The organism is Vibrio sp. 1F169 (assembly GCF_041439605.1).
Classification (GTDB): Bacteria; Pseudomonadota; Gammaproteobacteria; order Enterobacterales; family Vibrionaceae; genus Vibrio; species Vibrio tasmaniensis_A.
In genome coordinates this window covers 1-18,050 of the sequence record NZ_JBGOOI010000082.1, presented here as the reverse complement: position 1 = coordinate 18,050, position 18,050 = coordinate 1, and the positions used below count along the sequence as shown (strand labels likewise).

The window sequence follows — 18,050 nt, the reverse complement described above, 5'->3', positions numbered from 1 at the left end:
GTTTGTGATAAAGGATATGACAGCGAACCTTTCCGTACTTTTGTTAAGGAACGTGGCGGAGAAACGGTAATTGCTAAACGCAATTACGGACAAGATATAGACAAAGACAGTATGGATTGGTGTCTATACAAGTATCGTCACTTGGTCGAAAATGCCTTTGGGAGAATTAAGCATTATCGAGCTATTTCAAGTAGATATGACAAGCTAGAAAGGAATTATGCCAACATGTTATCGCTGGCATTCATGTTAATGTGGCTACCGATGTATTGTTGAACGCGAAATGTACAGCAAAGATCAACACGCCCTAGTAATTTTATAACTGAGGCTCCGATAAGATCTCACCAAATCATTATCCGCTAGATAACACTTTTCAAATTAGCACCACCAAATTCCCTCCCATTGCCACCGACGCAATGGGAGTTTCCATCAGTACATAAACGTTCCAACACGGTACAACGGATGTACAATCCTTGAGTTAGGTTTATCAATTAAGTGCTAAGACCCCATCACACATTCACCCACATGAACTGATGAACAGGACAAAACCACAGAGCATTTTTCCTTTACTCGCTCCGGTCAAGTTCCTGTTTATCACACCACTAATAAGCTCTATGCCTCTTCCGCCATTACCTTAATTTCATCAAAGCAATCCATTGATAGGTACGACAGGAAATTACTCTCCCACATCGAATAGAACTCAGCGACACTGGATTCAGTAATGGGAACTTCACCCATGTAACGGATGTAAGCCACACCATGACCAAAATCAAAGTCGATTTCTTTCTCTAGCTCAGGCATCAATCCACAGTAACAAAAGTCAGTGATGTAGTCGAAAACCCATTGGTCGTTAAGCCTAGTGATACGAACCTCGACAGGGTGGAAGCCACCGTTCTCAGGACTGTAAGCACGCTCTCGAAAGTTGACGGTTACAGCTTGAGTTGAGGACGACACCTTTCCCGACTCGTTACAAATACGGTTTAAAGCATTTTGAAGGTCTATGCTAATCGGTAGCAAAAATCGCTCAACATCAAATTGAAGAGTTAAGTTCATAATAAATTCTCGTTGTAATAATTAAGTAAACCGCCTCAGGACGAGGCTAGGTATGAAAGGTTAATCAGGGTTAGAGGCTAATGCTCGAAGCTCAGTCTTCACCACTTCATAGCGCTCAGACACCTGATGTAAGAACACATTATCGGGTACAGGATCGAGGATAGAGATAGTTCGCAGGATAGCCGCTAAGAACCCACACGAATTACTACTTCCACCTGTTATTATTGGCTTCAACGCTGTCGACTTGAGGGTTTTACCTACTTGATCATCGAGCAGTGTAAAGATAGCTTCAAGACGCACCCAGCTGTTCGAGAACAACCCTGACGACGAGTTTTTAGAAACACGTATATAGAATTCCTGATCAACTTCTTTATAGGCAATCTGGTACTCTAGAAAGCTCTCAGATTTAGGACTGAGCTTTGGACTCTGACCTTCTTTAACAATGGTGAACAAATCAACATCGTTATCCTTTTCAACCTTTTGGCTCATACAAATTTCTCCTTATTCAGCCAGTTCAATTAACGTTTTAATCGCTTGGGTAGCGTTACTCGTGGAACCCATAACAAAACTGCCACTCCCATCGTCAGCATGGACACAGCATGCAAAGACATAGGATTCAGTCTCATCTGGTAGCAAAATGACAAACTCAGGGTTTTCTATCGCATATGACAGAATGACCTCAGTATCTTCATTAACGTCAGCTAAGTCTTGGTCGGTATCACCTCGCTCAATCAAGATCAGGCAGGTGGAAACTTCCTCCCAAAATTTCTCAGCCTCATCACGATCACCAGACCAAGGAAGCAATAGCTGATACATCAATTGCTCTTTAATCGGTAAGGGCAACTCCAACTGTTCAGCATCAATAAGACTTTTCACAATTTTCATTCGATCTCTCCATCTAAATTCCAGATACAAAAAAGCCCCTGAATAGAACTCACTATTCAGGGGCTATCGTTAATAGAATATATAGGTCAAACTACTTTAAGTTCGGGTAACACTAGATTCTCACTGGCTCTCTCGACCATATCAGACAAGGCATTCGCTCCACGTTCTAATGCTGTCTTATCAAATTTCCTGTAATGTAAGGTACTCGACATATCAGCATGGTTTAAAACACGTTGAACCGACGTAATATCCATCCCAGAGTTCAGTAGATTACTCGCTACCGAATGCCTCGCAGTGTGGAAAACAACACCTTCAGGATCGATACCAGCGTGATCCAGTATCAACTTCAACGCTTTACGTGGGGGTGAGATATGAGTCCCTTCTCGACTACCGGGAAAGACATGCGGATTACCGGGCTGCTTCAACTTCCAAAGCTCAGAAAACAACTCCAACATTAGAGGTGATAAATAGACCAAATGCGGCTTCTTATTCTTGGTCAATTTGATGAAAAGCGTACGATTATCAAAGTCAACGTCACCCCATTGCCTCTCCATTAACTCAGATATTCGACAACCTGTTAGCCACAACAACGCAATCAGATTACCTTTCACCTTACAGTAGTAAATTCTAGCAACCTTTATCAGTAGAGCTGTCTCGTTCACATCGAGAAAACGAGTCCGAGCATTATTAACAGGCATCAAAGAAACCTTAGTCGCATGGTTTGGAGTATCAAGAACCTTAGAAGACAGTGAACAAATCACCTTAACTAACGCGATAACATGATTATTCGTTCCAACAGAGTAAGGTTTACCCTTGTAAGTTTCAGTCGTGAGGTGGGATTGAAGCTTCATGATTGCGTGTGCTGAGAGCCTATCCATGTGGATTTTATAGATTAACTTACATCGCAAGAACCGTGTTTCATCATCTTTCCATGACTTCTTACGGGTTTTAGCCCACGGTAAATAGGTTTCGTGGAAGAAAGTGTACACATCAGGCATCACAACGGCAGAGCGAGAATCTCGTTCAATCTTTGGATCAATACCCTCAGCGATTTGTACCTTGAGCTTACGCGCTTTAGCTCTTGCTTCTTCTACTGTTAAATCTGGCCACCTAGCAATGGTGATGCTTGATTTCTTCCGGCTAACAGGTGACAAATAACGTAAATGGAAGCGCCGATTCCCTGTACGTCCAACGAGCACCTTCAAACCAATTACACTGTTATCTCCTCCACCGTCAGACCACTCCAAATCGTTAGAGCGAGAGTCCGCACTGGGACCAGATAAGGTTTTCATTATCGAATTGGTCAGGTTGATTGTTCTATTAAGCGTCATGACAAAATACTCCTATTTCTATCAGTCACTTAATTTTTATATATGTTTGAAGGGACACTTATACTCGAATGTGAGGGAGGTAGTATGTGGAAGAAGTTGAGGTGGATTGTTATGGTGGGACTCAGGGATAAATTTCAGATACTGTCTTTAGCAATAGTATATTGCCGTCATTCTCGTTTTGCTCAGCATTGTAATCTCACTTCTAATCATCACCACAACATCAATAAACAAACATCGGCAACACTCCTACATTGCTATAACAAGGACTGAGATTTATCGTTGGATATCAGTACAGTCAAAGGTTACAGCATATACTAATGACGAAAATCATAACTCCATGGTCGTTTACGTACTATCTACAGGTTGGCTTTTACTGAAACAGCCTTTAACCTGATACAACTTAAACAACTAGAAAAAACATACCATGCTGATTTTCAACTGTACTAAAGCTGCTAGTGATTTCTTCACCGTAACTCGAAAAGGAGAAAAGATATCACCAATCGATCCTACTCCCTGTAAATTGATATCAGATGATATCTACCATCTAAAAGATAACGACGGCAATACGCCCAAAGAAATCAGCGAATGGTTAGTACATGTGATCAGAGTCCAGCGTAAACCTATTATCTTTACTATAGAGAAGGATACTCGCTATGTAATGACCTTCGTAGACCTGAAGAAAGGTGAGCACCAACGATTTATCACTGACTTTATTGAACGTATAGCCAACTTAGTACAGTATTTTGGCGAAGATCTAATGATCATGAATGATGATACTTTTGACCCGATGTTGAAGAAATTCTTAAGGTTGAATAACGAGTACCGCTTCTTTACTCGTTCGGACAGAAGTTTACAGTCACATCTCAACGAAATAACTTGGTTCTTTAAGGATACAGCTGAGAACTCCGGATGCTTGCCTGATACTGAACAAGTTATGTGCTTTGATGCGGATATGAATAGCATGCCTAAGCAATATAAAGGGCTTAAGGACATGATCTATCCTGCGAACCAGATGTTGTTTCATTGGTTACGAAACTACTGTGAATACGATGAAAAGCAAGTTAGAAGTATCTCTGAGCGTATACGACAACTTAAGCAATCTATGTCGGGAGATCTCACCACCTTAGAGATGAATACCGTTAACGAAGAGTGGGAGATCGAAAATCAGTCAGGGTGCATACCAAATAATGTAATCGTATTTCCTACCAAACCATAAATATTATATCGGCCACCGACTCCAACTACATGACCGGATATGGACCATACCGTTGTCGAATTTCTATGAAAGGTGTTTGTGGCAATATTCACCCTAAGTAGCCGCAAGCTCTATTCATAGCTGTATAGCTCACCACGAGGTTGAAGCTGAAAGTTCAGGATATGTACCGGAAGTATTTTGGAGAGGCTTTATGAGCGCTTCTGATGAGCTTTTGATGGGGTTGATAGGTAAGAGATCTGAAAATCTCTATTTTTCATAATACTAGATGGCAAAAAGCCTCAACCGAAGTTGAGGCTTTTCATATCCCCTAAGGGAAGATGTGGCAGGGGTGGAGAGATTCGAACTCCCAACACGCGGATTTGGAATTCTACAAAACCAACAATAAAAACAGAACGTTATGGTCATCAAAAAACCAAACAACTCGTATTTCCGTCTATTTCGGTATTTTATTTAGCTACAATTCTATAAGTTAGACTCATTTAAGCACTCGGAATTTTCTGACTCACTTTTGCCCCATTTAGTTTTAGATCTTTTACTCATTCATATCTTGTTAATCTGAGTTTGACCTATTCAAACTTATCCACTTGAGTTGAGAACTTAGCGTTCCCGTTTTTAGGCGACATTTTGCAGCTTAGTATCCCTTGTCTTACTTTAACTTATTGATTGTTAATTGAACCAATATGGTTAAGAGTGCATTATATAGAAGAAAAAGACGACAGTTTGTCGACTAATAAGCGTTATGTGCTCGGAGGAAAAATGATAGATACGGCAAGGACTCGAATTGAAGTGATGTCCAGTAAGCATGCTTCAGATATGCTTGCATACCAACTCGAAAATCGTGAGCATTTAGCTCCATGGTCACCACTTCGTACAGATGAATTTTATACTTTAGACAACTGGCTGTCTCAGTGTAAAAACAGTGAGTCTGCGTTTGAGAAAGGTAGTGAAGTTAAGTTTGTAGCTTTGGATAAAGATGCAGGCGAAATTGTTGGTGTTTGCAGTTTCACAGGTATAGCTCGCGGTGTTTTTCAAGCCTGCTTTTTAGGTTACTCCATTTCTAGAAAGTTTGAAGGTCAAGGTTATATGACCGAAATACTCGAAGCATCGATAGGTTACATGTTTGATATCGTTGGTCTTAACCGAATAATGGCGACTTACATGCCACATAATGTAGCGAGTGAAAGAGTGCTGCTTAAACTAGGTTTCGAGAAAGAAGGTGTCGCTAGGAAGTACTTAAAAATTGCAGGACAATGGGAAAACCATATCCTTACGTCCAAACTTAACGAACGCACATAACAGTATTTAAGGCTTAAAGATACTTTTTCTAATCCAATTTTGGCACGTTAGAATTCATACTCTAACGTGCTTTTGTCCAGAGACGTGTTATGCCGCAATACTCTGGGACAAACGAGTTAAGAATCAGTCGGTTTTTGATGCTGATTCAAAGGATTCAGCATCAAAGTCTCTTCTAAATGTTCAGGGGCTAGATGCGCATAACGCATGGTCGTTGTTATTTCGCTATGACCCAACACATCTCTTAACTTCACAATATTGCCGCCGCTCATCACATAATGACTCGCAAAGGTATGACGTAGAACGTGAGTCATTTGCCCTTTCGGTAAGTCAATATTTGCTTCTGAAACCGCCTTTCGAAAAGCCGATAAGCTGTTTAAAAACATCCTCTCTTCACTGATAGACTCAAGAGCGGTTAGTTCATCATAAAGCGTTTTATTAATCGGTACGGTGCGATTCTTGGATGATTTGGTATTCAAAAACGTGATCTGATTATTTTTGATTTGTGAGGGCTTTAGACTTTCCGCCTCTCCCCACCGAGCACCCGTTGCTAAGCAAATTTTCACGATAAACACCAAAGACCGATTGCTGACTGTTTGACAAGAACCCAATAGCCTTGCGATCTCATCATGCTCCAAATACCTCAACTCTTTTTCACGCTCTTTGAACTGACGAATTTTACTCAGCGGGTTCTCAAACTCAATCACCCCTAACCTCTCCAACTCGTTAAACATCGCCCTAAGATAGGCATGCTCTCGGTTTATCGTGGTCGTCGTCACTTCAATGCTTCTTTGCTCTCGATAGTGCGCAAAATCTTTACTCGTAAAATCGCTCGCAATGGGGTTCCCTAAACGCTCTGATATTCGATAAAGACTCTTCCTTAGCCGAATGTGATCGCGTAGCGTCTTACCGTGCATTCGATACCAAAGCGTGATCAATTCATCCAGCGTTCGAAAGTCTTTCCCTGCACATTCCCGCTCAAGTTTTAAGGCCAACCGCTTATCAAGTTGCATGGCCTTTCGCTCACTATCAAATACCTGATTAGGGGCCAGACTTGAATAATAATTCGCATTCTTCTTTAAAATCATTCTTCCCCCATCGATAGTATTTAAGCAAGCAAACCGTTAGGCAAGTTTCTTGTTGTTGGTTGTTTTTTCGACAATTCCGAGCTCTGATAGTATAGAGAAGTCGGGACTAATCTGGCCCGACTCAGGGAGAACTTCATCGGTCATCAACCAATAGGTATACTTTTTGAAGCGCTCATGCTTTGTGATCTTCATCAAAAAATCACCTTTTGGTTCTCTTCTTTCTTGTTCATAATTTCGCTGAGCTCCTACTGATATATCAATAAGTTGTGACATTTCTTCCTGACTTAACCTCTCCGCAATTCGTATCGCTTTGATTTTTTTTCCTAATTCCACACTTGACCCCACTACTACATATGACGTAGCTTAAATACCAACTACTACAAATGACGTAGCAGAATAAGTAACTCTATTTCCGTGTATTTCACGAAAATCATCAAACCTACGAGGATATCACATGCCAATGCTGCCCGCGTTATTCATGTCTGTGCCTTTATTTGCACGTTCTCACGGAATGAGTGAAAGACAGGTACTCGATCGTCTTGATAACGCCGATTTACCCGAAGTGGAAAAAGAACTCGATGCAGGGAAGCGGTATGTCGACCTCGTCGAACTCGCGGCTCGTATGGAAGCGGGACAATTCAAACTGTCGATATTGAGGAAGAAATCATGATCCCTCTCATCCAAATCTTCTCAAACCAAAAATGCCTACCGGTGGAAGTGGTGCCAGCCAATGAGCACTCTTCGAATTTCTCGCACGCCGTGTCAGAAATGGAAGACCGAGCCGGTCACCCTGCGTCTTTCATGGCCACCAATCTTGCCATCATCCCGCTTGAGGGTGATTTGCGCATAGTCGTACAAGGATAAGCTCATGACTCACGCCGACGTCACTCAACACCTTTACCGCTTTTGGGTAGAGGCGTATCACCAAGATATGCACTGCTTAAAAGAAAGCACCCCTTCAAGCTTGGTGTCTCAAGCGCAGTCTGAGCTCATTCATGAATCGATTCTTGAGCGTTTACATGAAGTTCGCGTCTACGCCGAAACCAGCGGCGAACACCGCTTAGCCCAATCCATCGATGACGCTTGCACAAAGATGTACTTGTTCAACGAAGCACCCTGCAAGGAGTTAGCCCAATGAAAGTCCAAACCGAAAACAACCTTGTCTATGACAACAATCACCCAAAATGCCAGATCCACTTTGCCCGAACCCACGGGCGCGGATTTGCGTTCATTCAATGCCTCGATACCGGCTTAGACGGCAAAGCGGAAAGGGTAAAGCGTTATTGGGGATTCTATGCCGATTCTCTGAATGAAAAAGAGAATGAAGATGATATTTATCGCATCATGAATTCAGGCAGTCCGTGGCCTGACTTACCAAAGTAATGCTCATGGGAAATGTGTCTTACCAAGAGGCCGTGTCCAGTGTTGACTTACCTATCACTGACCCTATCCACAAGCCCTGCCCCGACATGGAAGGGCTCAAAGACTTTGACCCAGAAAAAACCGAGAGAGCGCGTTTCTTAATATCGAAGCTAAGAGAAAAGCATGGCATTAAAAAGCGCGTTAAACCGACACCTAAACCCTTGAATTACACCTGCACCGAACGAGGTTGTATCGAGCCTTGGGGAACAGTGAGTAAAGGAAAAACTTAAGGTTGGACTATGAGTACCTACAATCGATTCCATCAACCCAACATCACTCTGTCGTTAAGTCAGTATGTCTCCAATCTCACGGCGCACCTGCCGGTGATGATGCGTCAAGATCTGGAACTTAAATTAGGTCTACGTAAAAAACGCGGCAATCCGACCGACCGTAATCTCACCTTATTCATCACCGAACGCGTCAGCTTTGTGGATAAGGTCGCCCACCACTTTACCCAAAAATTTCCGTTTGGCTTCGTCAGCCATGAGCCCAAACCGCTCGAACTGACGCACGACATCTTGATGAGCGATGATGCGCTTAAAAATTTCGCCATTCAACTCACCGTGGCCTTTGTCGATATCATCAATGATATTGCCGTGACCGACACCGAAGCGCGTATTGATGGCATTCCTGAGAGCCCCACCGATTACTATCACGCCCTGCATTATGCCTTTGAACAAATCCGAGACTTGATACTCAAGGTCTTCATCGAGCCTCCGAGTGCCGACACGCGTGATATCGGTCAAACACTCACGGTTCGTGACGCTGAGATCTTATTAGAGTGCGCGATTCGTCGTTGTATAGACCCTAAAAACTTAGTGCGTAAATTCAAACGCCTTCGCAAGCGCTACATTGAACATGCTCAAGTCACCCTTGGCAATGTCGGGGAACAACCCAGCCAACATTGCAATGTGTCGCGCCTGACTCTCTCCAACTTCAAGCAGCAATTACGCGAGTCCGAAGCCTTCATGAAAAGCATGGTGGTCATCAACCACGACACCCTGCAAGAATTCAATCTCGATGAGGTGGCCTCTCGTACGACCGCCAATCCAGAAAATCGATACATTGAGTTGGTGGTTCGCAGTCGCGGGGATGAAGAGCGGGCGATCGATATGGGATTCGAAGGGGTCTTCATCACTTGGACGTTGCCCTCCCAATATCACCGCAATTCGCCTAAGTGGAACGGCTGCACCGTCAAAGAAGCGCATCAAAACCTGATGGAGCAATGGAGACTCGCCCGCGCCCACTTCGCCAAACAAGACATTCCTTGGTTTGGCCTACGGGTGGCCGAGCCCCATAAAGACGGGACACCTCATCTTCATGCCTTTGTTTATTGCCCTGCAGAATACAAAGCCGACCTCATGCGCATTTGTGCAAATATCGCCCGAAGTGAAGATGCCGACGAGCTCTACAACAAAAAGAAACGCAAAGCCCGTTTTCACGCGAAACCTTGCAACCCTAAAAAAGGTAGCGCTACTGGCTACATCATCAAATACATCTCTAAGAACATCAACGGGGCGCACCTCCCAGAGGGTAACGCGGCCAGTAAGGCTCTTTCTGTCCGCGCTTGGGCCAGCGCTTGGGGAATTAAACAGTTTTCACAATCGGGCTCTCCGGCGGTTGGTCTATGGCGCCAGCTGAGACGCGCGAACAAAGCCGATGTGGCGATTGATGAAGCGTTAATCGACCTACATGAGCATGCGGATAAATCACGATGGAAAGAATTTACGCAGCACATTGGGGATTTGCGCCTCGCCCATGAAACGCAGATTAACCAGTACGGCGAAACCACCAAACGGGTGATCGGGTTGGAATGGTTAGGTCACGTGATCGAGACCTGCCGCGATCACTTTTCGGTGGTGGCGAAGTGCGATGTGGACGCGTGGAAAAAAGCGCGGAGCGCTGTCCCTTGGAGCACTGAAAATAAGTGTAACCCACCTCCGGAAATGGAGATATCCCCACTCGAAAAAGCGCTGATGGACGTGACCGGATGGAGCATTAAAGGGGTTCAATGCTTACTCAAACCGCTGTCGATGGGGGCGAAAATCCCCATTGATAAGCACACCACTCTCAGCCTTATCAACGGACGGTTGGGAGTCACTTAACCCACGCCAACGATGTGAATCAGGGGCATTTTAACTAACGTCGAGAGACAGGAACTTTTATGAACATATCTATCAACACTAAAGCGATTTATTTTTACAGCTACAATATGCCAGTTGTCGGTGAACAGATTTTAATCACCGAACAAAACTTATCGCATGAATGTAATTTTATTCCAATGAACGAGCTTGCCGCTTTAAATGCAATTAACAAGGGCGTGCCGTTTGTTACGGATGCAGGTGAGCATGTTCACGTACTAGGAGCTGCTCACTAACCACGAAGCCAACGTCGAGAGACAGAGGAAGACAATGAAAAGACTATCGCTTGAGGAGTGTCAGCGAGATTTAGCCGCCCTCGATGCGGCTGACAAGCTGACCGCCAGCCTGAAAGTGGAAATTGACCGTTTTAAAGAAATGGACACCGGCGCACTCATGAAAAAAGCCATGGGGATGTTGATGAGTGGCAACCTCTCACTGGAGGTATTAGGGCTTCCCGTCAACTTGTTTGAGCAGCTTGAGCACCTCGACAAGCTCAATGGGGTCGCTCGCCTGAAATACCGTGCAGTGGTAGAGGTTCAAAAGCAGCAGCTTGATGAGATGGAAAGTGCAGAGGTGGATCATGGCTGAACATAAAAACCCAATCCGTGGGTATCTCTCTTGCCCGGTTTGTCAGTCGGTCGCCAGCGCTCATCAAGTGGGTGAAGGGAAACTGATTGCTACAGGGGAGCCGCCTAAAAACAGCCGCAACATCGGGTTGATGTATTACCGTTGCCCAAAGTGCGGTAACAGCTCACATAGCCATGAAGTGACTAAGTTCATTAAAGCGAATCTTGTCGCTGACTCAACCGAACTTCAACCGACAGTCACCGATAAACTGTCGGTGGTTGATCCGGTTTTGATAACCGAACCTAACCGAACAGAGGTAACCGACGCGGTAACCGAACTAACCGAGGGGTTAACCGAACCGGAAGAAACACAAGAAACCAGTAAAGACGCGGTTTCCAACCGAGCGGTAACCGAAACGGGCAGCGATGAAGAAACAGAAAAAAACCAAGGCAAGTTTTCCTTTAAACGAGTCGTAGCAGCGTTGGTGTCGGTTATCTTCCTCATCTGGGCATTTTCTCAACTGCTACCTAAACCGAAAGCCCCAACCGAACCAACGCAAGGGGGTGAGCATGGAGCAAACGAATGAAGTCTTGTTGGAGGAGTCAGCGGCAGTGGATGATTGGGGGGATTTTGGCGCGGTCATTGATCAGCTTGAACAGCAAGAGCAAACCGAAAGCGAACCAGTTAGCCTAACCGGCTCAACCGAAACGGTAACCGAAGATAAAACCGAAGCCATGGCGGGCTTACTGGATATTGTGTTCGCTTTAACCGAACAAGCCACGTCCATGATTTCAGGGGTTGAGTTTGAATTCGACGGTAAAGGGAAACAAGCCGTTATCGATGCTGCGCAGCCGGTCTTTGCCAAACATGGCTCAACCTTGATGGGAGTGTTTGGGGACTACATCGAAGAGGCGACGCTGCTGCTTGCAGTTTTGGGCTTGATCTACGCGTCCAAACAACAAATGGCTGCCTTGATGCAAGCCAAGGAGACCGAAAGTGAACAAACCCAAACCCCTAGCCCTACCGAATCCCGTTAATGCTAACCCGTCCTTTGATGCCGAGCACACCCTTTATGTGGCGGGAACGGGAGGGGGAAAAACCTCAGCGGTTAAGCATTTGGGGTTAATCCCGAAAACCGCACAAGCGGTCTTTTTTGACCCCTACACCAACTACGCGGGAAATAAGTTTCAAGGGCAAATGTGCCACGGCACCTCATCACGCTTAATCTTTGTGAAATCGCTGGTGATGGCGCGTCGTCGTGGCGGCTCGTTTAAGTTGGCGTACATTCCAGCCAATGGGGCAACCGGTGGAGAGTTGGAATTTTTCGCGTCGGTGGTGTGGTCGGTAGGGAACGGCCGCGCTAGCCGGCTCTATACGGTGATTGAAGAGTTAGCCTCCTGCGTAGAAACCTCTGGCAAACTTCGAGGTCGTGCGGGTGAGCTGTTGCGTGGCGGGCGTCAGTATGGCCTTGTGGTGCACTCCATATTTCAGCGCGGCCAAGAGGTACCGAAAACCGTGACCGAGCAATCCAGTGTTTGGTGGGTGGGCGCAGTTAATTCTCTGAGTGATGCTCAATGGATCGCAGATAAACGCGGGTTGGATGTGAATACTATTGCGACGTTGAAATCCGCTAAGGTCAACAAGCAACGTATCGGGAAACCGATCGCGGAATACCTCTTGATCCGTGATGGTATTGGTAATATTGAGCATAAGGCGTTGAACTGTCAGTCAGGCTCAACACTCAATTTGAACTACCGGTAACCGCCCTTTTTAACCTATAGGTTACCCATCTAACCTATAGGTAACGCTTCCTTTCTTTTTCAACCTTTTTCCTCTTTGATAAACACTTCATTTGATTATTCAAGATCCAACGTCGAGAGACAGGGGAGTGTATGAAAGCTCAGCATAAAAACATCTTGATTGCTGTTGTCCTGACCTTACTGATGATTGCCATCATTAATAACGTCTCAACGTTAGAAGCAGTCAAACAACTCATCAACGGCAAACGTGGCTGGTTTTAAGGAGAGACAAACATGTCAGTAAAACCAATCAAACTGAATTCCATGGTCGGGGCCGCTTGGGGACAAAAAGGCACGCTGCCTATTCCTGTTGGGCCGACTTACCATGAGTTAGTGTTAGAGACGAATGCCGAGGCCGCCGAGATTGAACGCTTGTCTATTACGCTGAACGCAGAAGAAATCTATGTCTTAACGGGCAGTGAGATCCTCATGTTAGAGCGTTACAAGCAACGTGCTCATACCACCGGCCATTACGTGATCCCATTCAGTGATATTACCGCTCGCACTAAAAATGGGGTTCGCTACACGGGGCTGGTGACAGAAGCGGGCGATAACATCCATTTGGATGTTCAGTTCAAGGCGAAAGCCGGCGGCGATCCCCTGTCTATTCAGGTTCATGCTTGGGTCACCAATGCGCAACCTGCCCGAATCTTGGTTCCAATGATAAAGCGTGAAACCATGCCAGCGAACGCGGAAGGGGTAAACGAATTTACGAGCTTAGTCTCAAGTCCGTTAATCAGCTTGCGTCGTGCGCACTTTATGTACGCGGGGATCACTAAGCTCGAGGTGGAACGTGACTTTGTGAAAGAGTACGAAGCCAACAAATTCATCAATGAAGCGAACGCTAAACGAAACGAACGTACCCCGCAAGCGGGTTACTTTCACTTTGATCCGATTGTGCGTGGTTTTTCTATTGATGAGCTCTTCCCTACACAACACAGCTCTAATTTGAAATTTTCAGTGACCACGAGTGACGTCGCCGGCTCAATCCCTATTTTGGTTGAATCGGTGAAAGTGGTTCGCCCTGAAATGCTCACAGGTAAATACTAAGGAGCGCGCATGAGCTTTTTTGATGACCTGTTGGAGTTTGGTGAGGGTGCACTCGATAGCGTGGGCGAAAATGCCGATTGGTTATTTGGTCACAACGCCAATTCGTCCAATCCCAACACCACGCAGCAGCCAAATACCCCGGCGGTCGACAATAACGGCAATGCCGTGACGACGCCACAAGGTGGCTCTGCCGTGGTGAAAGATAACACCCTGCTTTATGTGGGCGGTGGGATAGCGGCGCTCTTGGTGGTGGTTCTTCTCATTGTTCTCTTCAAGGATTAGCGCATGCCATTACTTTTCATCGGTTTGGGCGGTCTGGGGCTGGGAACGGCACTCGGGTTTGGAGTGAGTCAGGGGCTCAAAAAAACCTTAACTGCGACTGCGGTGATGGCTTTGCTCTACCTTGCCTATAAATCGGGAGTATTTCGCTCATGCTAGGCTCATTGACTTCTTTAACGGGTGGCGGTGGTTTGACGGGCGGGTCTTCGGGACCCGCAACGTCAGGGAACACTTCCAATACCACCAACAACAGCGGCTTTACGGCCGGCGCAATGAACTTTGGCAGTCATAACGGCATACCGTGGTGGGGAATAGCGCTCGTCGCGCTTCTTGCGCTGTATGTTTTCACTCGAAAGTAACTTAATTCCTGAAACGTGGGGAAACGCCAAGCCGAGGTTAAGTCAAGCGCTTGGTGACTACCTAAAGAAGGCTGAAATTGAAGTAAAAGCGGGGCGAGAGTCCCTCTATCGAGTCGAAGACACGTTTATGTTGCTGCGCGGTGAGCAATCCCCCACCGGCGCTAAGGAGCTGGTTGTGGTCGCTTTAGCGGGTGACATGGCCATGGGGACGCTCAGTGCCCTCAATCACGGAGTGGCGAATGGGTTTGATTCGATTCGCGCCCACTTTAATCAACGCGGTGCTTATCGCTACATTCAACGTAAATTGCAATTGCCCGTACGAGAGATTGAGACCCACAAGAATGAGCACGTATTACAAATAAGGTTTGATGACATGGGTGGACGGAGTAAATCAAAGAGCAATGCGAAAACCATCACCACGACCACCAACAAAAGCAACAGTCAGGGGATTGGTGGTGATAACAATGGCTTTGCTCTGTCAGGAATAGAAAACTCTGACATTAATTTAAGCATGACGGACCACGGCGCCATGGCGGTGGCGGGTAAGACCGCGGAAGAAGCGTTTCACTTTGGTAATAATGCCTTAGATTTGGCGTCAGAGACCGTAGATACGTCGTTTAATTTTGGTGAAAGTGCCCTCGAAGAGGCATTGAGTTTTGGTGAGAGTGCGTTAGGAACTAACGCTGACCTTAGTGAGTACGCGATAGGCGCAAACACGAACCTGAGTGAGCACGCGATAGATTCGATTAAATCCATGGCGGGTCAACAAACGGAAACCACCAAAGCCGCGATTGCCATGGCGAACGCGTCCAAAGCAAGAGAGCAAACGGGTGAGAACGAAAGCAATAATGAGCTGTTGAAGAACGTGTCTCTTATGGTCGGCATTCTTGGCACGTTAATCACCATGGCCTATTTAGTGGCGGAGCGTAATAAATGAAACAACTCCAAACCCTAAGCCCAGGCGAAAGCATTCAATTTAATGCAGGTCAGGCGGGCAAATACCTCATCATTCGTGAAGCCAGCCATTCCCTCATGCTTCGCGGAGACGCGTTACGTCCTACAGAAATCGGGCGGGGTGATACGGTGGATATCACTCGTTTTGATGAGCTTGAACTTTTTAACCATCAGGCGGAACCGGTCACGGTTGAATATCAAGTGGCGGACATTCCCATCAGCACCACATCGCAAAAAATCGACATTAATAATTCCGTCGCGATTAGCGAAATTTTAACCCCCATCACTGTCAGTGCCGTTCAAGCAGAAGTGAAGACACGCATTCAAAATGACACGCTAACTGTGAAGAAGCTTGCTGAGCTTTACACCTTGCAAAAGGTCGATACGGGCTATCTGGATTTAACGGGAGATGAACAAAGCATTGCGGGAAATGAAGAGCGGAAAGGACTCTTTATTCAAACCTATCAAGATAATGATCGCTCTGTTTTGGTTCAAGGGTTTATTGAGGTTGTCGCCGGTGGTCATGTACTTATCAAAAGCAATGAAGCCATTACATTGGAAGGCGTTGCTGGGAATGGTGTTCGTATTGGGGAGTTTATCTAATGTTTGAACTTCACAATCCTATTGGCAGTCGTGGTGATAAGACGGGAAACGGTGGTTTTCAGTCATTAGTATTAAGCAACCAGTATGCTCAAGTTTCAGATGCCACAAACCGACAAGTAGAGTTTTCTCTGTCAGATGATGTAGAGCTACTGGAAGTACGAGTGGGTTGGTTGGATAGCGAAAATTCAAGGAACTTAGATCAAGTCGTCTTTTGGTCTCAATGCTTTGATGATCATGACGAGATGATAGCTAATAGCCATAGGGCAATGGTAGTTCCCTTTGTGGCTGGCTTTGCAAGGCGATGTTATTTTATTCCTATTTTAACACCGAGCAACGCGAAAAAAATCATATTTACTTGCAATTATATTGATATTCAAGTGTGCATTGTGTCTCGAACGACCTTTAAGGAGTTAGAGCGATGATACAGGTCGATACGCAGGGGCGAATTGTCACGATCAACGCGCCTCAAGCGTCAACTCAATTAATCAGTTTAGAGGTCCAACTGACGCAAGACGTCGCCGTTAATCCCGAACTCTACCGATGGACTGGTGAGGCTTTTGTCCTGTCACTAGAGGCTCAACAAAATAAAGAACAATCTGAAAGGCGCGCAAAGGCTAAACATTACCTTGATGCGACCGATTTTTACTTAGTACGCCAAGTAGAAAACGGTGCGGACGTCCCCCAAGAGGTTCTCTCCAAGCGTGAGACAGCCAGAGCCTTACTCGTGACCCAGTTACCGGATTTCGAATAATGACCATTAAAAAGTTGAGTGCGCTCGTTGTGCTCTTCACTTTACTAGGAGTGTATTTCATGAACAAAAAAACCGTCGATAAAGCACTCAGTCAGTTTGCGTTATCAGCAAGAAGCGAGTCTCGCATGATTGGGGTTCATGGCGATCTCAAACGCGTGGTTCGCAGGGCGATTGAGTTAACCCCGTTTGATTTTGGCATTACCTCGGGAAAGCGAACGGCCGAAGAGCAAAATGCGCTCTTCAAAAAAGGCGCTAGCCAACTCGATGGCTACAGTAAAAAAAGCCGGCACCAGTCAGGCCATGCGATTGATTTTGTGGTGTATGACGAAAACAGCAAAGTCACGTGGGGCTTTAGTTATTACGAACAAGTGAGTTGGGCGTTTAAACAAGCGGCAAAAGAGCTGAATGTGCCTATTGTCTGGGGTGGGGATTGGGTCAGCTTTAAAGATGGGCCTCATGTGGAACTCGATAAACGGGTTTACGCATGATAGGCGCCATCGCCAACCTCATCACTGGCGGCATTGATGCCTATAAGCAGCACGGCCTCAATAAAGCGAATGCCCTCAAGCGACAAGATGAGATCGAGCAAGAGCGTCACCAAGCTCAAGTGAAGCGTTTACAGTCTGGAGATGAACAGGCCGCCGATTTAGATAGGGTGAGCCTCAAAGATCGCGGCCTTAAAGATGAGTTCATTCTCTTGGTGGTGTTTGTTCCTCTGATCTTGTCGTTTATCCCAGACTATGCGGAGTATGTTCAAGAAGGGTTCAAAGCGTTGGAATTTGTGCCCGAGTACTATTGGTACATAGTGGGTGCGGTGGTCATCGACACGTTTGGGTTTCGCTCTATGGTGCGTTACTTACTGGAGTTCTTTTCATTTAAATTCAGGGGTAAGTAATGGAGCTACTCGTCTCACTGAACAGCATGGGCTTATCACCGACCTGGATAGCGTTACTCGTAGTGCTCTGGAAGCAAGATAAGCGCTTAACCATCATTGAAACAATTTTAGAAGGTAAGAATAGTGGCTAAAGCAGGGGTAAAAAGAAACGGCACGTTAAAGAAGGGGTATCGCTTCGCCAAAGGTGGGCGTGTTGTGAAAGCAAAAAGCATCACAAAGAAGCGAAGAAAACGTCGATAAAATAAATCGCAGATAGCAAAAAGGCCACTCAACGAGTGGCCTTTTTTCATGCATAAATAATGCACTTTGAAGATGGCAGGGGTGGAGAGATTCGAACTCCCAACACGCGGATTTGGAATCCGCTGCT

At 45.7% G+C, this 18,050-nt stretch carries 31 protein-coding genes; 24 read left to right on the top strand and 7 right to left on the bottom strand.

Translation table 11 applies throughout. The features are described from left to right. Positions 1-273 (top strand): transposase (locus tag ACED53_RS20445; protein ID WP_371715298.1); only part of this gene is annotated, 273 nt, incomplete at its 5' end. A 336-nt stretch (positions 274-609) separates the two neighbouring features. Here ACED53_RS20445 and ACED53_RS20440 read toward each other — a convergent pair. From ACED53_RS20440 to ACED53_RS20425, 4 genes are all read right to left on the bottom strand, one after another. Then, the gene (locus ACED53_RS20440) at positions 610-1,050 is read right to left on the bottom strand and encodes a DUF2787 family protein (RefSeq protein ID WP_017101245.1); all 441 of its coding nucleotides are present in this window, start codon (positions 1,048-1,050) and stop codon (positions 610-612) included. A 60-nt stretch (positions 1,051-1,110) separates the two neighbouring features. Beyond that, positions 1,111-1,539 carry a hypothetical protein gene (locus ACED53_RS20435; protein WP_017101244.1) on the bottom strand — a complete coding sequence of 143 codons (429 nt, stop codon included), beginning with the start codon at positions 1,537-1,539 and terminating at the stop codon, positions 1,111-1,113. 12 nt (positions 1,540-1,551) lie between these two features. Next, positions 1,552-1,935, bottom strand: a complete 384-nt coding sequence (locus ACED53_RS20430; protein ID WP_017101243.1) for a hypothetical protein — start codon at positions 1,933-1,935, stop codon at positions 1,552-1,554. 86 nt (positions 1,936-2,021) lie between these two features. Further along, positions 2,022-3,266: a site-specific integrase gene (locus ACED53_RS20425; RefSeq protein WP_017101242.1), complete on the bottom strand. Its 1,245-nt coding sequence runs from the start codon at positions 3,264-3,266 to the stop codon at positions 2,022-2,024. A gap of 424 nt (positions 3,267-3,690) precedes the next feature. On the opposite strand from ACED53_RS20425, the gene ACED53_RS20420 reads away from it, so the two are divergent. Together ACED53_RS20420 and ACED53_RS20415 are read left to right on the top strand one after the other, a co-directional pair. Then, on the top strand, positions 3,691-4,482 hold the full coding sequence (locus tag ACED53_RS20420) for a hypothetical protein (protein WP_017101241.1): 792 nt from the start codon (positions 3,691-3,693) through the stop codon (positions 4,480-4,482). Positions 4,483-5,172: 690 nt separating this feature from the next. Beyond that, a complete protein-coding gene (locus tag ACED53_RS20415) occupies positions 5,173-5,778 on the top strand; it encodes a GNAT family N-acetyltransferase (protein ID WP_242441551.1) in 606 nt (201 codons plus the stop codon). A gap of 116 nt (positions 5,779-5,894) precedes the next feature. Here ACED53_RS20415 and ACED53_RS20410 read toward each other — a convergent pair whose 3' ends face one another. Beyond that, on the bottom strand, positions 5,895-6,863 hold the full coding sequence (locus ACED53_RS20410; RefSeq protein WP_371715297.1) for a tyrosine-type recombinase/integrase: 969 nt from the start codon (positions 6,861-6,863) through the stop codon (positions 5,895-5,897). Positions 6,864-6,899: 36 nt separating this feature from the next. Next, positions 6,900-7,196 carry a helix-turn-helix domain-containing protein gene (locus tag ACED53_RS20405; protein WP_017084673.1) on the bottom strand — a complete coding sequence of 99 codons (297 nt, stop codon included), beginning with the start codon at positions 7,194-7,196 and terminating at the stop codon, positions 6,900-6,902. Positions 7,197-7,317: 121 nt separating this feature from the next. Here ACED53_RS20405 and ACED53_RS20400 point away from each other — a divergent pair, with 121 nt between their 5' ends. From ACED53_RS20400 to ACED53_RS20300, 21 genes are all read left to right on the top strand, one after another. After that, on the top strand, positions 7,318-7,533 hold the full coding sequence (locus ACED53_RS20400; protein WP_017084672.1) for a hypothetical protein: 216 nt from the start codon (positions 7,318-7,320) through the stop codon (positions 7,531-7,533). Continuing rightward, positions 7,530-7,727 carry a hypothetical protein gene (locus ACED53_RS20395; RefSeq protein ID WP_048658861.1) on the top strand — a complete coding sequence of 66 codons (198 nt, stop codon included), beginning with the start codon at positions 7,530-7,532 and terminating at the stop codon, positions 7,725-7,727. The genes ACED53_RS20400 and ACED53_RS20395 overlap by 4 nt, the downstream gene beginning before the upstream one ends. A 4-nt stretch (positions 7,728-7,731) precedes the next feature. After that, positions 7,732-8,001, top strand: coding sequence for a hypothetical protein (locus ACED53_RS20390; protein ID WP_057623097.1), 270 nt, complete (start codon positions 7,732-7,734; stop codon positions 7,999-8,001). Next, the gene (locus tag ACED53_RS20385; protein WP_102560964.1) at positions 7,998-8,246 is read left to right on the top strand and encodes a hypothetical protein; all 249 of its coding nucleotides are present in this window, start codon (positions 7,998-8,000) and stop codon (positions 8,244-8,246) included. Before ACED53_RS20390 ends, ACED53_RS20385 begins: the two co-directional genes overlap by 4 nt. Before the next feature lie 5 nt (positions 8,247-8,251). Continuing rightward, positions 8,252-8,515, top strand: coding sequence for a hypothetical protein (locus ACED53_RS20380; protein ID WP_017084668.1), 264 nt, complete (start codon positions 8,252-8,254; stop codon positions 8,513-8,515). A gap of 9 nt (positions 8,516-8,524) precedes the next feature. Next, positions 8,525-10,390 carry a replication endonuclease gene (locus ACED53_RS20375; RefSeq protein WP_371715296.1) on the top strand — a complete coding sequence of 622 codons (1,866 nt, stop codon included), beginning with the start codon at positions 8,525-8,527 and terminating at the stop codon, positions 10,388-10,390. A 59-nt stretch (positions 10,391-10,449) separates the two neighbouring features. Then, entirely contained in the window at positions 10,450-10,662 is a 213-nt protein-coding gene (locus ACED53_RS20370; RefSeq protein ID WP_048615176.1) for a hypothetical protein, read from the top strand. 34 nt (positions 10,663-10,696) lie between these two features. Beyond that, a complete protein-coding gene (locus ACED53_RS20365; protein ID WP_102579868.1) occupies positions 10,697-11,014 on the top strand; it encodes a hypothetical protein in 318 nt (105 codons plus the stop codon). Next, positions 11,007-11,579 carry a hypothetical protein gene (locus ACED53_RS20360; RefSeq protein WP_048666123.1) on the top strand — a complete coding sequence of 191 codons (573 nt, stop codon included), beginning with the start codon at positions 11,007-11,009 and terminating at the stop codon, positions 11,577-11,579. The genes ACED53_RS20365 and ACED53_RS20360 overlap by 8 nt, the downstream gene beginning before the upstream one ends. Then, complete coding sequence (locus ACED53_RS20355) at positions 11,563-12,030, top strand: hypothetical protein (RefSeq protein ID WP_050651416.1); 468 nt, start codon at positions 11,563-11,565, stop codon at positions 12,028-12,030. The genes ACED53_RS20360 and ACED53_RS20355 overlap by 17 nt, the downstream gene beginning before the upstream one ends. Next, the gene (locus ACED53_RS20350; RefSeq protein ID WP_029225522.1) at positions 11,990-12,754 is read left to right on the top strand and encodes a hypothetical protein; all 765 of its coding nucleotides are present in this window, start codon (positions 11,990-11,992) and stop codon (positions 12,752-12,754) included. The genes ACED53_RS20355 and ACED53_RS20350 overlap by 41 nt, the downstream gene beginning before the upstream one ends. 131 nt (positions 12,755-12,885) lie before the next feature. Next, the gene (locus tag ACED53_RS20345) at positions 12,886-13,014 is read left to right on the top strand and encodes a hypothetical protein (protein ID WP_017081565.1); all 129 of its coding nucleotides are present in this window, start codon (positions 12,886-12,888) and stop codon (positions 13,012-13,014) included. A 12-nt stretch (positions 13,015-13,026) separates the two neighbouring features. Beyond that, the gene (locus ACED53_RS20340; RefSeq protein WP_017081564.1) at positions 13,027-13,842 is read left to right on the top strand and encodes a major capsid protein P2; all 816 of its coding nucleotides are present in this window, start codon (positions 13,027-13,029) and stop codon (positions 13,840-13,842) included. A gap of 9 nt (positions 13,843-13,851) precedes the next feature. Further along, positions 13,852-14,124 carry a hypothetical protein gene (locus ACED53_RS20335; RefSeq protein WP_017083729.1) on the top strand — a complete coding sequence of 91 codons (273 nt, stop codon included), beginning with the start codon at positions 13,852-13,854 and terminating at the stop codon, positions 14,122-14,124. A 149-nt stretch (positions 14,125-14,273) separates the two neighbouring features. Continuing rightward, positions 14,274-14,480 (top strand): hypothetical protein, encoded by a 207-nt coding sequence (locus ACED53_RS20330; protein WP_048669409.1) that lies wholly within the window; start codon positions 14,274-14,276, stop codon positions 14,478-14,480. Further along, positions 14,461-15,417: a hypothetical protein gene (locus ACED53_RS20325; RefSeq protein ID WP_371715295.1), complete on the top strand. Its 957-nt coding sequence runs from the start codon at positions 14,461-14,463 to the stop codon at positions 15,415-15,417. The genes ACED53_RS20330 and ACED53_RS20325 overlap by 20 nt, the downstream gene beginning before the upstream one ends. Further along, a complete protein-coding gene (locus tag ACED53_RS20320; protein WP_102492605.1) occupies positions 15,414-16,037 on the top strand; it encodes a hypothetical protein in 624 nt (207 codons plus the stop codon). The genes ACED53_RS20325 and ACED53_RS20320 overlap by 4 nt, the downstream gene beginning before the upstream one ends. Continuing rightward, entirely contained in the window at positions 16,037-16,459 is a 423-nt protein-coding gene (locus tag ACED53_RS20315) for a hypothetical protein (RefSeq protein ID WP_102579756.1), read from the top strand. Before ACED53_RS20320 ends, ACED53_RS20315 begins: the two co-directional genes overlap by 1 nt. Continuing rightward, positions 16,456-16,788 carry a hypothetical protein gene (locus ACED53_RS20310; protein WP_102579757.1) on the top strand — a complete coding sequence of 111 codons (333 nt, stop codon included), beginning with the start codon at positions 16,456-16,458 and terminating at the stop codon, positions 16,786-16,788. Before ACED53_RS20315 ends, ACED53_RS20310 begins: the two co-directional genes overlap by 4 nt. A 59-nt stretch (positions 16,789-16,847) precedes the next feature. Continuing rightward, a complete protein-coding gene (locus ACED53_RS20305; RefSeq protein WP_017100572.1) occupies positions 16,848-17,276 on the top strand; it encodes a M15 family metallopeptidase in 429 nt (142 codons plus the stop codon). Beyond that, positions 17,273-17,683, top strand: coding sequence for a hypothetical protein (locus tag ACED53_RS20300; protein ID WP_017083721.1), 411 nt, complete (start codon positions 17,273-17,275; stop codon positions 17,681-17,683). The genes ACED53_RS20305 and ACED53_RS20300 overlap by 4 nt, the downstream gene beginning before the upstream one ends. A gap of 107 nt (positions 17,684-17,790) precedes the next feature. Here the strand turns inward: ACED53_RS20300 and ACED53_RS20295 are convergent. Further along, positions 17,791-18,050: hypothetical protein (locus ACED53_RS20295; RefSeq protein WP_371715294.1), on the bottom strand; the 260-nt coding region annotated here is incomplete at its 5' end.

Bases quoted from the DNA above. Each gene is read 5' to 3' on its own strand.
- ACED53_RS20440 (WP_017101245.1), bottom strand. From the start codon at position 1,050: ATGAACTTAACTCTTCAATTTGATGTTGAGCGATTTTTGCTACCGATT.
- ACED53_RS20435 (WP_017101244.1), bottom strand. From the start codon at position 1,539: ATGAGCCAAAAGGTTGAAAAGGATAACGATGTTGATTTGTTCACCATT.
- ACED53_RS20430 (WP_017101243.1), bottom strand. From the start codon at position 1,935: ATGAAAATTGTGAAAAGTCTTATTGATGCTGAACAGTTGGAGTTGCCC.
- ACED53_RS20425 (WP_017101242.1), bottom strand. From the start codon at position 3,266: ATGACGCTTAATAGAACAATCAACCTGACCAATTCGATAATGAAAACC.
- ACED53_RS20420 (WP_017101241.1), top strand. From the start codon at position 3,691: ATGCTGATTTTCAACTGTACTAAAGCTGCTAGTGATTTCTTCACCGTA.
- ACED53_RS20410 (WP_371715297.1), bottom strand. From the start codon at position 6,863: ATGATTTTAAAGAAGAATGCGAATTATTATTCAAGTCTGGCCCCTAAT.
- ACED53_RS20400 (WP_017084672.1), top strand. From the start codon at position 7,318: ATGCCAATGCTGCCCGCGTTATTCATGTCTGTGCCTTTATTTGCACGT.
- ACED53_RS20395 (WP_048658861.1), top strand. From the start codon at position 7,530: ATGATCCCTCTCATCCAAATCTTCTCAAACCAAAAATGCCTACCGGTG.
- ACED53_RS20390 (WP_057623097.1), top strand. From the start codon at position 7,732: ATGACTCACGCCGACGTCACTCAACACCTTTACCGCTTTTGGGTAGAG.
- ACED53_RS20385 (WP_102560964.1), top strand. From the start codon at position 7,998: ATGAAAGTCCAAACCGAAAACAACCTTGTCTATGACAACAATCACCCA.
- ACED53_RS20380 (WP_017084668.1), top strand. From the start codon at position 8,252: ATGGGAAATGTGTCTTACCAAGAGGCCGTGTCCAGTGTTGACTTACCT.
- ACED53_RS20375 (WP_371715296.1), top strand. From the start codon at position 8,525: ATGAGTACCTACAATCGATTCCATCAACCCAACATCACTCTGTCGTTA.
- ACED53_RS20370 (WP_048615176.1), top strand. From the start codon at position 10,450: ATGAACATATCTATCAACACTAAAGCGATTTATTTTTACAGCTACAAT.
- ACED53_RS20365 (WP_102579868.1), top strand. From the start codon at position 10,697: ATGAAAAGACTATCGCTTGAGGAGTGTCAGCGAGATTTAGCCGCCCTC.
- ACED53_RS20360 (WP_048666123.1), top strand. From the start codon at position 11,007: ATGGCTGAACATAAAAACCCAATCCGTGGGTATCTCTCTTGCCCGGTT.
- ACED53_RS20355 (WP_050651416.1), top strand. From the start codon at position 11,563: ATGGAGCAAACGAATGAAGTCTTGTTGGAGGAGTCAGCGGCAGTGGAT.
- ACED53_RS20345 (WP_017081565.1), top strand. From the start codon at position 12,886: ATGAAAGCTCAGCATAAAAACATCTTGATTGCTGTTGTCCTGACCTTA.
- ACED53_RS20340 (WP_017081564.1), top strand. From the start codon at position 13,027: ATGTCAGTAAAACCAATCAAACTGAATTCCATGGTCGGGGCCGCTTGG.
- ACED53_RS20335 (WP_017083729.1), top strand. From the start codon at position 13,852: ATGAGCTTTTTTGATGACCTGTTGGAGTTTGGTGAGGGTGCACTCGAT.
- ACED53_RS20330 (WP_048669409.1), top strand. From the start codon at position 14,274: ATGCTAGGCTCATTGACTTCTTTAACGGGTGGCGGTGGTTTGACGGGC.
- ACED53_RS20325 (WP_371715295.1), top strand. From the start codon at position 14,461: ATGTTTTCACTCGAAAGTAACTTAATTCCTGAAACGTGGGGAAACGCC.
- ACED53_RS20320 (WP_102492605.1), top strand. From the start codon at position 15,414: ATGAAACAACTCCAAACCCTAAGCCCAGGCGAAAGCATTCAATTTAAT.
- ACED53_RS20315 (WP_102579756.1), top strand. From the start codon at position 16,037: ATGTTTGAACTTCACAATCCTATTGGCAGTCGTGGTGATAAGACGGGA.
- ACED53_RS20310 (WP_102579757.1), top strand. From the start codon at position 16,456: ATGATACAGGTCGATACGCAGGGGCGAATTGTCACGATCAACGCGCCT.
- ACED53_RS20305 (WP_017100572.1), top strand. From the start codon at position 16,848: ATGAACAAAAAAACCGTCGATAAAGCACTCAGTCAGTTTGCGTTATCA.
- ACED53_RS20300 (WP_017083721.1), top strand. From the start codon at position 17,273: ATGATAGGCGCCATCGCCAACCTCATCACTGGCGGCATTGATGCCTAT.